This is a genomic window from Brevundimonas sp. A19_0 (assembly GCF_017744255.1).
In the GTDB taxonomy this organism is placed as follows: Bacteria; Pseudomonadota; Alphaproteobacteria; order Caulobacterales; family Caulobacteraceae; genus Brevundimonas.
In genome coordinates this window covers 46,281-58,404 of the sequence record NZ_JAGHQP010000013.1, presented here as the reverse complement: position 1 = coordinate 58,404, position 12,124 = coordinate 46,281, and the positions used below count along the sequence as shown (strand labels likewise).

Here is a 12,124-nt window from a genome sequence, read left to right as displayed (position 1 = left end):
TGCACCGAACCGGTATGAGGAATCAGAACGAACCATGCGTTTCATGCGTACAGTGATCGCGGCAGCGGCACTCCTGGCCGTGGCCGGACCGGCCCTTGCCCAGACCCGGCCGCCTGTTTCCGCCGGTACCCTGAACCCCGCGGCTGACCGCCCGGCCCAGCCGCGCCCGCAGGAGCCGCAGTTCGAAATCGCCGACGGCATCGTCGCCACGGTCAATGACCGCGTGATCACCGGCTATGACCTGCGCCAGCGCATGCTGCTGCTGATCATCATGAGCGAGGTTCAGCCGACCGCCGAGAATGTCGCCCAGATCCAGAGCGAAGCCCTCGACATGTTGATCGAGGAGCACCTCCAGGCCCAGGAGATCGCCAAGTATCCGACCCTGATCATTACGGATGAAGAGGTCGACGCCGAAATCGCCGCCATGGCCCAGCAGGCCAATATGACGCCTGAGCAGTATATGCAGGCGCTGGCCCAGGCGGGCATCCACGCCCGCACCATCCGCGAGCAAATCCGCACGGCCATCGGCTGGCGCGAGCTGGTCGGCGGGCGCTTCGCCAGCCGGGCCCGCGTCAGCCGCAACCAGGTCGAGCAGACCCTGCGCCAGTACGAGGAAGCCGCGACGAAGAAGCAGTATCTGATCGGCGAGATCTATATCGAAGGCGCGCGTGTCGGCGGCATGCAGCAGGCCATCACCGGCGCCCAACAGCTGATTCAGCAGATGATCCAGGGCGCGCCGTTCCAGGCCGTGGCCCAGCAGTTCTCGGCCGCGCCGTCGGCCGTACGCGGCGGTGACGCCGGCTGGGTGGTCGAGGGCTCGGTCCCCCCGCCCGTGCAGCAGGCGATGGACAATCTCGATGTCGGCCAGCTGTCGAACCCCATCGTCGTCGATGGCGGCGTCTACATCATCTACATGCGCGACAAGCGGGACGGCGCGGCCTCCAGCCTCGTCAGCCTCAATCAGGTGATGGTCGAGCTTTCGCCGGATGCGACGGACGCGCAGGTCGAGGCCGCGGCCCAGCGCCTGATGTCGATCCGCCCCTCGCTGACCTGTGACACCATGGTGGCGCGCGCCGCCTCGGAAGCCGGCCTGCTGGGGTCGGACCTGGGCGAGACCGAGGTGCTGAACCTTGCCCCCCAGTTCCAGCCCTTCGCCCGCGAGGCGCAGGTGGGACAGATCAGCGACCCGATCCGCACGCCGCTGGGTCTGCATCTGGTGGGTGTCTGCGGACGTCGCCTTGGCACGGCCGAGATGCCCAGCTACCGCGAAGTCGAGTCCCGTCTGCAACGGTCAAACCTGGCCATGCTGGGCCGCCGCTACATGCGCGACCTGCGCGCCGATGCCCTGATCGAGATGAAGTGATGGCCGGGCGCGTGCCGCCGCTCGCCCTGACCATGGGCGAACCGGCCGGTGTGGGCCCCGCGATCATCGCCGCGTGCTGGCGCGCCGCTCCGACCCCCTTCGTGGTCGTCGGCGATGCGGCCCTGATGGCCGACCATGCTCCGGTCAAGGCAGTTGCCACGCCCGATGAGGCTGAGGCCGCGTTCGGTGAGGCCGTGCCGGTGCTGGATCATCCCCTGCCCTCGCCCGCAACGCCGGGGCATGCCCGACCGGAGCATGCCACCTCGGTCACCGGCTGGATCGAGACCGCGGTGCGGATGGCCGTCGATGGACAGGTGTCGGGCGTCGTCACGGCCCCCATTGCCAAGGCCCCCCTGTACCAGGCCGGGTTCCGCTTTCCGGGCCATACCGAGTTTATCGCCGATCTGACGGCAGACGTTCCCTGGTCGGGGACGCGCGGCCCGGTGATGATGCTGACGGCGCGGGACCTGAGGGCCTGTCTGGTTACCATCCATACGCCGCTGGCCCACGTGCCCGAGCTGGTGACGGCCGAGCGCGTCAGCCGTGTGGCCCGCGTGGTGCATGAGGCCATGATCCGCGACTTTGGCATCGCCCGTCCCCGTCTGGCGCTCGCGGGGCTGAACCCGCACGCCGGAGAAGGCGGCTCCATCGGACTTGAGGAACAGCAGGTGCTGATCCCGGCCGCCAACGCCTTGCGGGGCGAGGGCATCGACATCAGCGACCCGAGGTCCGCCGACACCCTGTTCCACGACGAGGCCCGGCAGACCTATGACGCGGTGCTGTGCCTCTATCACGACCAGGCGCTCATCCCGGTCAAGACGCTCGACTTCTGGGGCGGGGTCAATGTCAGCCTGGGCCTGCCCATCGTACGGACCTCGCCCGACCACGGGACCGGCTTTGACATTGCCGGCCGCGGGGTGGCCCGCCCCGACAGCCTGATCGCCGCCGTAAAGCTGGCACGTGCCATGGCCGACCGCCGGGCCGCAGCGGCATGAGCGACCTGCCCTCCCTCCGCGAGACGCTGGACGCCCACGGGCTGATGGCGAAGAAGAGCTTTGGCCAGCATTTCCTGCTGGACCTCAATGTCACGCGCAAGATCGTCCGGCTGGCCGGTCCGTTCGCGGGCGATACGGTGATCGAGGTCGGCCCCGGCCCCGGCGGCCTGACCCGCGCCCTGATCGAGAGCGACGCGGGGCGGGTGATCGCGGTGGAAAAGGACGCCCGCTTCCTGCCCCTGCTCGCCGAGCTGGACGACGGCTCAGGGCGGCTGACGCTGGTCGAGGCGGATGCGCTGAAGGTCGAAGAGGCCGCGATCGCGGGGGGGCCGGCGCATCTGGTGTCGAACCTGCCCTACAATGTCGGCACGGCGCTGCTGATCAAATGGCTGACCGGGCCGTGGACTCCGACATCGATGACCCTGATGTTCCAGAAGGAGGTCGCCCAGCGCGTGGTGGCCCAGCCGGGCGACGCCGCCTATGGCCGGCTGGCGGTCATCAGCCAGGCCCTGTGCGAGGCGTGCATGGTGATGACCCTGCCGGCCGCGGCCTTTACCCCGCCGCCCAAGGTCGCCTCGGCGGTGGTGCACCTGCGGCCGCTGGCCGAACGCCTGTCTGATGCGCGCATCCGCAAGCTGGAAAAGGTCACCGGCGCGGCCTTTGGCCAGCGTCGCAAGATGCTGCGCTCCAGCCTCAAGCCGCTGGGTGGCGCGACCCTGTGCGAGGCGGCCGGCATCGAGCCTGATGCCCGGGCCGAGACCATCGACGTGGCAGGCTTCCTGCGCCTCGCCGACGCCTTCGCCTGAGGATCAGTCGCGCGGGGCCATCCGTTCCGGATAGGGGCGGCCCAGCGCCTCGGCCATGGCCTGCTGGCTGATCAGGAACACCTCTTCGCGGCGGTGATAGTTGTTCGACAGGACGATCACCACGATCTCGGCGCCGGGCTGCCAGAGCACCATGTTGCGGAACCCCGACCAGCTGCCGGTGTGATAGATCTGGCGGTCCTCGAAGGCCGGCTCGACCTGATGCCCCAGCGAGCGGCTGAACAGGCCATAGCCCCACAGGCGACGCGGCCCGCCCCGGCGCTCGTCGGGCGTGTCGAGGGGCGCATGGTCGGCGATCATGGCCGCATAGGACCGTTCGCTCAGCAGGCCGCCGCGATGCAGCGCCCATTCCCAGGCCAGCAGGTCGTCCAGGGTGGAGGACAGGGCGCCCGCACCCGGGATGATGCTGACATTGGCCTCGGGCTGGGGGGTGATGCCGGCCGGGAAGTCCGCATAGCCCATGGCCAGGTCCGGAACGACGTCGTAGCCGGTCCGGGTCATGCCAAGAGGCTGGAAGAAGGTCTGGCTCAGCCAGCTGTGAAAGTCCTGCCCCGTCGCCGACTCGACCACCGCTGCCGCCAGATTGAAGCCGGCATTGTTGTAGCGCAGGTCGGTGCCCGGCTCGAACTCCAGCCGGTACTGGCTGCTGTCGAAGGTCAGCTCATCGAGGGTGGCGGGGGTGGTTCGGCGAATGCCCCAGCCAGGGCGCTGCATCAGGTCGGGGATGCCGGACTGGTGCGAGATCAGATGGCCCACGCGGATGTCGGCCCAGGCCTCGGGACACGGCTTGATCCAGCGGCAGACCGGATCGTCGACGCTCAGCACGCCCTCGTCCTGCAGGCGCAGGAGGGCGGCGGCGGTGAACATCTTGCTGACCGAGGCCAGGCGGAACGGGGTGTCGAGCGTGAACGCGCGTCCCGCCTCGCGGTCGGCCATGCCATAGACCTGACGGAACAGGACCTCGTCGCCGCGCGCGACCAGCACGCCGCCGGTGAACCGGCCCCGCTCGGCCATGTCCTCAAGCGTCGCCTGCAATCGGGGCAGCGACTGGACCACGGTCACCGGTGGGCGCGGCGGGAGCGTGGGGCCCTGCTCGGCCTCCGGCGCGGCGGCGCCTGCGCCGAATCCGGACAGGCCGCCCCATATGCCGCCTCCCAAAAGGACGAGGACAGCGAGACCGGCGAGAATCGGGGTGGGCTTCATCCGCCCTAGATATCGAATGTCAGACCGAACTGCGCATAAAGAGCCCGTGAGTCCTGCCATTTCGGGTCGACCTTGACCGTCAGGAACAGGTGGACCGGCCGGTCCATCAGAAGGGTCAGCTCCTCGCGGGCCTTCTGGCCGATCCACTTCAGCGTCTGGCCCTGACGGCCCAGCACGATCGGGCGCTGGCTCTCGCGCTCGACATAGATGGTCTGTTCGATCCGGACCGAGCCGTCCTGACGCTCCTCGAACGACGTGGTCTCGACCGCCGCCGAATAGGGCAGTTCCTCGTGCACGCGCAGGAAGACCTTCTCGCGGGTGATCTCGGCCGCCAGCACGCGCATCGGCAGGTCGGCGCTCTGGTCCTCGGGATACAGCCAAGGTCCTTCGGGCATCAGGCCGGCGAGGTGCGCCTTCAGGTCCAGCACCCCGTCCCCGGTCGCCGCCGAGATCAGGAAGACGTCGCTGTAGACGCCCGTGTTGAACAGCTCGGTCATGACGGCCAGCATCGACTCGCGCTTCAGGCCGTCGATCTTGTTGAGCGCCAGGATCGCCTTGCGCTCGCGTCCCTTCAGGGCCTCGATGATGGTCTCGACATCCTCGACCGAGCGGCGGTCGGCCGCCGAGCCCTTGCCCTCACCGATCGCCATCTGGGCAGAGGTATCGACCAGATGCACCACGGCATCGGCCTCCTCGGCGCCTTCCCAGGCCGAGGCGACCATGGCCCGGTCCAGCCGGCGGCGCGGATTGAAAATGCCGGGCGTATCGACCAGCACCATCTGGGTCTGGTCATCCATGACGATGCCCCGCACCGGGAAGCGCGTCGTCTGGACCTTTTGCGTGACGATCGAGACCTTGGAGCCCGTCAGCCGGTTGACCAGGGTGGACTTGCCGGCGTTGGGCGCGCCGATCACGGCGACGAATCCGGCTCGCGTTCCGGTCTGTGGGGAGTCCGTTTGGGTATCGGGGGTCAAATCACGCCTTCACGCTGCATAAGGGCCAGGGCGGCCGCTTTCTCCGCCTCCTGACGCGATCGGCCCTCCGCGGTCAAGCCATCGGTGCCGGAGATCGTCACCTCGACCCGGAAGGTCGGGGCGTGATCGCTGCCGGTCCGGTCCACCACGCGATAGGCCGGAAGCCCGCGGCCGACCTTCAGAGACCACTCCTGCAGGGCCGATTTCGGATTGCTGTGGCTGCGCGAGGACGGGTTGGCCAGCTCGGCCTTCCACAGGCGCTCGAACACCGCACGGGCCGCGTCGATCCCCCCGTCGAAATAGACCGCCGCCAGGATGGCCTCGACCGCATCGGCGAGGATGCCGTCGCGACGGCGCCCCCCCTGTTTGCTCTCGCCCGCCGACATGCGCAGGGCCGGTCCGACGCCTGCGGCCTCGCCCACGCGAGCACAGGCCGACCGGTCGACCAGTCCGTGCAGGCGCGAGGACATTTCGCCCTCGTTTGCCTGGGGGAAGTCGCGCATCAGCCGCTCGGCCACCAGCAGCCCCAGCACCCGGTCGCCGAAGAACTCCAGCCTCTGGTTGTCCAGAATGGGCCGACCGACGGCATCGTGGGCCGCGCCCTCGCCCACGCTGGGGTGGGTCAGGGCACGCTCCAGCAGCGAGGGGTCGTGAAACGCGTGACCCAGGGTCCGGGTCAGTGCCTGGACAGCTTCACTGCGGCGATCCGTCATTCCCTACTTCAGGACGGTGAAGAAGCGGTCCAGACGAACCTTGCTGAACCAGCTGACCGGATTCCACAGCGACGCGCCCTCATGCCACGAGAAGAGGATCATCTCGGCCTTGCCGATCAGGTTCTCCTCAGGGACCAGGCCGACGCCCATGGCCGACTGCTCGCGGCTGTCGATCGAGTTATCGCGGTTGTCGCCCATCATGAAGTAGTAGCCCTCGGGCACCTCGAACACCGGCGTGTTGTCGAGGCTGTAGTTCGGACCAAAGTCCTGGATGGTGAAGGTACGCCCGCCCGGCAGGGTCTCGCGCAGCTGGGTCGCGGTCTGGCCGTCGAACATCTCGGACACTTCCGAAGAGCTGATGAGCACGTCCTCGACCGCCGTACCGTTGATGTGCAGCACATTGTTGATCATCTGCACCCGATCGCCCGGCAGGCCGATCACCCGCTTGATGTAGTCGGTCTTGTTGTCGCGCGGCAGCTTGAAGACGACGATGTCCCCGCGCTCGGGCGCATTGTTCATGATGCGGCCCTCGAACAGCGGCGGGCTGTAGGGGATGGCGTGCTTCGAATAGCCGTAGGTCCACTTGGACACGACGATGTAGTCGCCCTCGTAAAGATTCGGCTCCATCGAGGCCGACGGGATGGTGAAGGGCTGGAACAGGAAGATCCGCAGCAGGATGGCGATGACCAGGGCGATGACCACCGTCTTCAGGATCTCCAGACCCTCGTTCTTGGTCTTGCCGCCGTCGGAATCGTCGCCGTTATCGTCATCATCGTCGCCGCTGTGATCGGGGGCGTCGCCTTCGTCGCTCCAGACCGGGCGGCGCGACGAAGAGGCCTCGGCACCGGACGAGGCAGCAGCCAGGGCCGCGGCGGCCGCAATCGGCTCAGCCGGCAGGGGCGCCGGTTCCGACGTGTGTTCCGGCTCAGGGGCATGTTCGTGCGCAGGCTCAGGCTCAGGCTCGTGCGCGGCCGCCGGCTCGGCGGCCTCTGCCGGCACGACGACGGGCTCGACCTCGGGTTCGACTTCCGGCTCGGGCTCGACCGCAGGCTCTTCGTGAGGCTCTTCATGGGCCGCGTCATGAGACGGCGCATCGTGCGCCTCTTCGGGGGTGTCGGCGTCGGCCGGCTCGGCCTCGGCACCGGTCGCTGCGCCGGCCTCCGGCGTGTCGGTTTCGACCGGCGCGGGCGGCGCTTCGTGCGAGGCGTGATCGTCCGTTTCGGTCGTCTTGTTTTCTTCAGTCATGGCAGAAACCCCCGGTGTGCGCGCGCACAGGCGTGCAAGGCCTATAGCCTGATTATGTGACGGGCAAGACTTCGATCACCACGAAGGCGAGTGCGTAGGGATGCTCGTCGCTGAGCGTCAAATGGATATTCGGAGTGTGGCCGGACGGTGTCAGTCGGGCCAGATGCTCGGCCGCGTGGCCGGTTAATTTCAGGGTCGGTCGCCCGCTGGGCAGGTTCACCACCCCCATGTCGCGCCAGTAGACATCCGCGCGCATGCCGGTGCCCAGCGCCTTGGCACAGGCCTCCTTGGCCGCGAAGCGCTTGGCATAGCTCCACGCGGGGTCGGGCTTACGGTCAGAGCGGGTGCGTTCCAGATCGGTGAAGCAGCGGTTCTTGAAGCGCTCCCCGAACCGGTCCAGCGAGGTCTGGATCCGGCGGATGTCGCACAGATCGGCGCCGACGCCGACGATCAACGGGCCGCTCCGTCGATGGCCTCGCGCATGCGCGCTATGGCGGCATCCAGCCCGATGAAGATGGCCTCGCCGATCAGGAAATGGCCGATGTTCAGCTCACGCACCTGCGGCAAGGTCGCGACCTCGGCGGCGGTCTCATAGTCCAGCCCGTGACCCGCGTGGACCTCAAGGCCCACCGCGTCCGCCATCTCGACAGCAGCGGTGAGTTCCTCAAACGCCGCGCGACGCCTGTCCCCTTCCGCATGGCAGTAGCGGCCGGTGTGGAACTCGACCACCTGGGCACCCACGCCGGTGGCCGCCATGACCTGTTCCTTCGAGGGGTCGATGAACAGGGAGACGCGGATGCCCGCCTCCTTCAGCTGCTGCACCGGAAAGAACAGCTGGCTGAGGTTGGCCCGAACGTTCAGCCCACCCTCGGTGGTCACCTCCTCGCGGCGCTCGGGCACGATGCAGACGGCGTGCGGGCGATGGCGCATCGCAATCTCGAACATCTCCTGCGTCAGGGCCATCTCCAGGTTCAGCGGGCGACCTGCGGTGGCGCAGAGCGCGCTCAGCGCCTCGATGTCGGCGTCGGTGATGTGGCGGCGGTCCTCGCGCAGGTGGGCGGTGATGCCGTCAGCCCCGGCCGCAAGCGCCTGTTCGGCCGCCCGCACCGGGTCGGGATGCTGGCCGCCGCGCGCGTTCCGCACCGTGGCCACATGGTCGATATTGACGCCCAGACGCATGCGCTCGGCCATGGTCTATCCCTTCGCCAGTCTGCGGCTGCCCGGATCCTCGACCGGCTGGGCCGCCAGTTCGGGCGGCAGGGCGTCGGCGGGATAGGCGGGCACATCCAGGGTCGCCAAGGCGATCAGCGGCACGCCCACATCGGCCTTGCCCCCGGACCGGTCGACGATACAGGCCGCAGCCACGACCTCGCCACCCGCCTTCTGAATCGCCGCGATGCATTCGCGCGAGGACAGGCCGGTGGTCACGATATCCTCGACCATGACGACGCGCTCGCCCGGCTCGACGGAAAAGCCGCGGCGCAGTTTGAACTCACCCCCCTCGCGCTCGACGTACAGCGACCGGACCTTCAGATGACGGGCCGTCTCATAGCCGGGGATGATGCCCCCCACGGCCGGCGAGATGGCCACATTAACCGGCCCGACCGTCGCCGTAATCTTCCCGGCCAGCGCCTTGCACAGGCGTTCGCAGCGGTCCCCGTCCATGAAAACCAGGTTCTTCTGCAGGAAGACCGGGCTGTGCAGGCCCGAGGACAGGACGAAATGCCCCTCGCGCAGGGCACCGGCATCGCGAAATTCGGAGAGGACGTCTTCAGTGTTCATGGGCCGTTTCTAGCCCCCACCGACGGGCCGAGGAAAGGGCGAAGCGGAGCCCTATTCGAGGTTCTCGTGCGGTTTCAGCCCCCGGACCAGCAGTTCGCGCCAGATTCCCTCGGCATCGTCGGCAAAGCCCATCAGGTCCAGATCCCTGCGGGCGATCATGCCGTGCTCGGCCAGGGCCTCGAAATTGATCACCGTGGTCCAGTAGTCGCGATCGACCAGCACGATCGGAATGGGGGGCGCCTTGTCGGTCTGGCGTAGGGTCAGCAGCTCGAACAGCTCGTCAAAGGTGCCGAAGCCGCCGGGGAAGACCACCAGTGCATTGGCCCGCATCGCCAGATGCATCTTGCGCATGGCGAAATAGTGGAAGCGGAACGTCAGCTCCGGTGTCGACCAGGCATTGGGCTCCTGCTCATGCGGCAGGGTGATGTTGAAGCCGACCGAGGGAGCGCCGATCTCCATGGCGCCGCGGTTGGCCGCCTCCATGACGCCCGGGCCGCCGCCGGTGGCGATGACATTATTGCGCAGATCGCCGACCTCGCCGTCCAGCGCCCCGCCCCGTTCCGACGCCAGCCGACCGAAGGCCCGCGCCGTCTCGTACCAGGGCTGGCCCGGCTTCACCCGCGCACTGCCGAAGACAACGATGGTGGAGCGCACGCCCCAGGCCCTGAGCGCCTCCTCGGCCTTGGCGTATTCCAGCAGGAACCGCACCCCGCGCATGGAGTCGCCCAGCAGGAAGTCCTGATCCAGAGCCGGCAGCCGGTAGGACGGCGAGGCCATCTGGGCCGTATTGTCAGGCGTTTCGTCTGTCATCAGCCGCGAACGCGCTCGACCGAATCGACGAAGGCATTGGCGCGCAGGGCCGCCATCAGGGTGGTGGCATGGCGGGCATCGCGCACCTCGACATCGATCTCGACGTCAAAGAAGTCCTGCTGGCGGTGGGTCATGACCAGATTAAGGATGTTGCCGCCCGCCTCGCCGATCTGGGTCGCGACCTGCCCCAGCACGCCCGGCGCATTGCGAATGGTGGCCTTCAGCCGCGAGGCCGCCGTGGCGTTCATCTCGGCGCGCGGTGTCCACTGCAGGTCCTGCCACAGGCTGTCGTCGTCGCTGAACTCCACCAGCCGGCCGCAGTCGATGGTGTGAACGGTCAGGCCCTTCTCCGGCTCGAGGATGCCGACGATCCGGTCCCCGGGCAGAGGCGAGCAGCAGTGGCCGAAATGGATGCTGATGCCCGGCGTCAGGCCGCTGCCGCGCACATAGAGAGACGCCTCGCTCTCCTCGATCCGGCGGCGGTCATGGGCGGGCTTCACCTGACCCTTCAGCGCCGGGAACAGGATTTCGACCACGCGCGTCGCCTGCACCTGGCCGCGCCCGATCGCCTCGAACAGGGCCTCCTCGGTCTCGATCGACAGGGTTTCCAGCACCGGCTTCAGCGCCAGATCGGCCAGTTTCTTGCCGGCGCGGGACAGGGTCTGTTCCAGCGTTGTCTTGCCCAGCTTCTGGAACTCGTCGCGCTCGGAGCTGCGGATGGTGCGCCGGATCGACGACCGCGCGCGGCCCGTGACCGTCAGCGAGCGCCAGTCCACCGGCACCTCGGGCTTGGTGCCCCGGATGATCTCGACCACATCGCCGTTAATCAGCTGGGTGCGCATCGGCTTGAGCTCGCCGTTGATCTTCACCCCGACGGCCGTCTCGCCGACCTCGGTGTGCACGGCATAGGCGAAGTCGAGCGGCATGGCCCCGCGCGGCAGGGTGATCAGCTGCCCCTTGGGCGTGAAGACAAACACCTGGTCGAGGAACATCTCCAGCTTGGCGTGCTCGACCCAGTCGTCGCCGCCCTCGCCGGTCTCGATCACCTGTACCAGCCGGCGGAGGTTATCCAGAGGATCGCGCCCGCCCGACCGTTCCATCGCCTCGCGGTCGAAGCCGTAGGACTTGTTCTTGTAGCGCCAGTGCGCCGCCACGCCGTCCTCGGCGATGCGGTCCATCTCCCGGGTCCGGATCTGGATCTCGATCCGCACCCCGCCCTTGCCGATCAGGGTGGTGTGCAGCGAGCGATAGTTGTTCGACTTGGGAGTCGAGATGAAATCCTTGAACCGGTCCGGCACCATCCGCCAGGCGCGGTGGATCACCCCCAGCGCGCGGTAACAGTCGTCCTCGCTCTCTACGAGCACGCGGAAGGCATAGATGTCCGACAGGGTCGAGAATCCCACCGACTTGCGCTGCAGCTTTCGCCAGATCGAATAGGGCGTCTTCTGGCGGCCGATCACCTCGGCGTCGACGCCCTTGTCGGCCAGCACGTCCTGGACCTCCTGCGCCACATCCTCCAGCGCACTGCCCTGTTCCTGCTTGAGGGCGTCCAAGCGACGCTTGATGGCGTTGTGGGCGATGGGGTTCAGATGCTCGAACGCCAGCTCTTCCAGCTCAAGCGCGATGGAGTGGATGCCGATCGAGCGGCCCAGCGGCGCATAGACCTCGAGGGTCTCGCGGCTGATGCGTTCCCGCTTTTCCGGTTTGACGTATTGCAGCGTCCGCATGTTGTGCAGACGATCCGCCAGCTTGACCAGCAGCACCCGCACGTCGCGGCTGATGGCCAGGATGAATTTCCGCAGGTTCTCGGCCTGGCGGGTGTGCTCGGCCTGTAGCTCGAGACGGCTCAGCTTGGTCACGCCCTCGACCAGGCCGGCCACCTCCTCGCCGAACAGGCTGGCGATGTCGTCACGGGTGGCCGAGGTGTCCTCGACCACATCGTGTAGCAGGGCGGTGACGATGGTGGCCGTGTCCAGCCGGTAGTCGGTCAGGATGCCGGCCACCTGGATGGGGTGGGCGAAATAGGGGTCGCCCGAGGCCCGCAGCTGCGAGCCGTGCATCTTCATCGCATAGACATAGGCCTTGTTGATCAGGGCCTCGTCGGCGGACGGGTCATAGGCCTTGACCATCTCCACCAGTTCGAACTGGCGAAGCACGCGCATGCGCTCGCCCTGCGGCCGCTCGGGGGCCGCAGTGGCGGGCATTTCAGTTTCGG

The 12,124-nt window shown here is 67.8% G+C and carries 12 protein-coding genes; 3 read left to right on the top strand and 9 right to left on the bottom strand.

Going from position 1 to position 12,124, the window contains the following annotated elements:
• Positions 1-43 precede the first annotated feature (43 nt).
• From J7346_RS11720 to rsmA, 3 genes are read left to right on the top strand one after another with little or no spacing between them, the layout of a single operon-like run.
• Positions 44-1,363: a peptidylprolyl isomerase gene (locus J7346_RS11720; RefSeq protein WP_245157825.1), complete on the top strand. Its 1,320-nt coding sequence runs from the start codon at positions 44-46 to the stop codon at positions 1,361-1,363.
• Positions 1,363-2,358, top strand: a complete 996-nt coding sequence (gene pdxA, locus J7346_RS11715; RefSeq protein ID WP_209120122.1) for a 4-hydroxythreonine-4-phosphate dehydrogenase PdxA — start codon at positions 1,363-1,365, stop codon at positions 2,356-2,358. Before J7346_RS11720 ends, pdxA begins: the two co-directional genes overlap by 1 nt.
• Complete coding sequence (gene rsmA / locus J7346_RS11710) at positions 2,355-3,164, top strand: 16S rRNA (adenine(1518)-N(6)/adenine(1519)-N(6))-dimethyltransferase RsmA (RefSeq protein WP_209120121.1); 810 nt, start codon at positions 2,355-2,357, stop codon at positions 3,162-3,164. Before pdxA ends, rsmA begins: the two co-directional genes overlap by 4 nt.
• 3 nt (positions 3,165-3,167) lie before the next feature.
• On the opposite strand, the gene J7346_RS11705 is transcribed toward rsmA, so the two are convergent.
• The 9 genes from J7346_RS11705 to J7346_RS11665 all read right to left on the bottom strand — a co-directional run bounded on the left by J7346_RS11705 (position 3,168) and on the right by J7346_RS11665 (position 12,113).
• Positions 3,168-4,385, bottom strand: coding sequence for a serine hydrolase domain-containing protein (locus J7346_RS11705; RefSeq protein ID WP_209120120.1), 1,218 nt, complete (start codon positions 4,383-4,385; stop codon positions 3,168-3,170).
• A 5-nt stretch (positions 4,386-4,390) separates the two neighbouring features.
• Complete coding sequence (gene era / locus J7346_RS11700; protein WP_209120119.1) at positions 4,391-5,359, bottom strand: GTPase Era; 969 nt, start codon at positions 5,357-5,359, stop codon at positions 4,391-4,393.
• Positions 5,356-6,072 (bottom strand): ribonuclease III, encoded by a 717-nt coding sequence (gene rnc, locus J7346_RS11695; RefSeq protein ID WP_209120118.1) that lies wholly within the window; start codon positions 6,070-6,072, stop codon positions 5,356-5,358. The genes era and rnc overlap by 4 nt, the downstream gene beginning before the upstream one ends.
• Positions 6,073-6,075: 3 nt before the next feature.
• Entirely contained in the window at positions 6,076-6,792 is a 717-nt protein-coding gene (lepB, locus tag J7346_RS15045) for a signal peptidase I (protein ID WP_245157831.1), read from the bottom strand.
• Between the two features lie 577 nt (positions 6,793-7,369).
• Complete coding sequence (gene acpS, locus J7346_RS11685; protein ID WP_209120116.1) at positions 7,370-7,771, bottom strand: holo-ACP synthase; 402 nt, start codon at positions 7,769-7,771, stop codon at positions 7,370-7,372.
• Positions 7,768-8,508 carry a pyridoxine 5'-phosphate synthase gene (locus J7346_RS11680; RefSeq protein ID WP_209120115.1) on the bottom strand — a complete coding sequence of 247 codons (741 nt, stop codon included), beginning with the start codon at positions 8,506-8,508 and terminating at the stop codon, positions 7,768-7,770. Before J7346_RS11680 ends, acpS begins: the two co-directional genes overlap by 4 nt.
• Before the next feature lie 3 nt (positions 8,509-8,511).
• Positions 8,512-9,099, bottom strand: a complete 588-nt coding sequence (pyrE, locus tag J7346_RS11675) for an orotate phosphoribosyltransferase (protein ID WP_209120114.1) — start codon at positions 9,097-9,099, stop codon at positions 8,512-8,514.
• Between the two features lie 51 nt (positions 9,100-9,150).
• Complete coding sequence (locus J7346_RS11670) at positions 9,151-9,909, bottom strand: LOG family protein (protein ID WP_209120113.1); 759 nt, start codon at positions 9,907-9,909, stop codon at positions 9,151-9,153.
• Entirely contained in the window at positions 9,909-12,113 is a 2,205-nt protein-coding gene (locus tag J7346_RS11665; protein WP_209120112.1) for a bifunctional (p)ppGpp synthetase/guanosine-3',5'-bis(diphosphate) 3'-pyrophosphohydrolase, read from the bottom strand. The genes J7346_RS11670 and J7346_RS11665 overlap by 1 nt, the downstream gene beginning before the upstream one ends.
• Positions 12,114-12,124 lie beyond the last annotated feature (11 nt).

Bases quoted from the DNA above. Each gene is read 5' to 3' on its own strand.
- J7346_RS11670 (WP_209120113.1), bottom strand. From the start codon at position 9,909: ATGACAGACGAAACGCCTGACAATACGGCCCAGATGGCCTCGCCGTCC.
- pdxA (WP_209120122.1), top strand. From the start codon at position 1,363: ATGGCCGGGCGCGTGCCGCCGCTCGCCCTGACCATGGGCGAACCGGCC.
- pyrE (WP_209120114.1), bottom strand. From the start codon at position 9,099: ATGAACACTGAAGACGTCCTCTCCGAATTTCGCGATGCCGGTGCCCTG.
- J7346_RS11665 (WP_209120112.1), bottom strand. From the start codon at position 12,113: ATGCCCGCCACTGCGGCCCCCGAGCGGCCGCAGGGCGAGCGCATGCGC.
- rsmA (WP_209120121.1), top strand. From the start codon at position 2,355: ATGAGCGACCTGCCCTCCCTCCGCGAGACGCTGGACGCCCACGGGCTG.
- J7346_RS11705 (WP_209120120.1), bottom strand. From the start codon at position 4,385: ATGAAGCCCACCCCGATTCTCGCCGGTCTCGCTGTCCTCGTCCTTTTG.
- J7346_RS11680 (WP_209120115.1), bottom strand. From the start codon at position 8,508: ATGGCCGAGCGCATGCGTCTGGGCGTCAATATCGACCATGTGGCCACG.
- J7346_RS11720 (WP_245157825.1), top strand. From the start codon at position 44: ATGCGTACAGTGATCGCGGCAGCGGCACTCCTGGCCGTGGCCGGACCG.
- rnc (WP_209120118.1), bottom strand. From the start codon at position 6,072: ATGACGGATCGCCGCAGTGAAGCTGTCCAGGCACTGACCCGGACCCTG.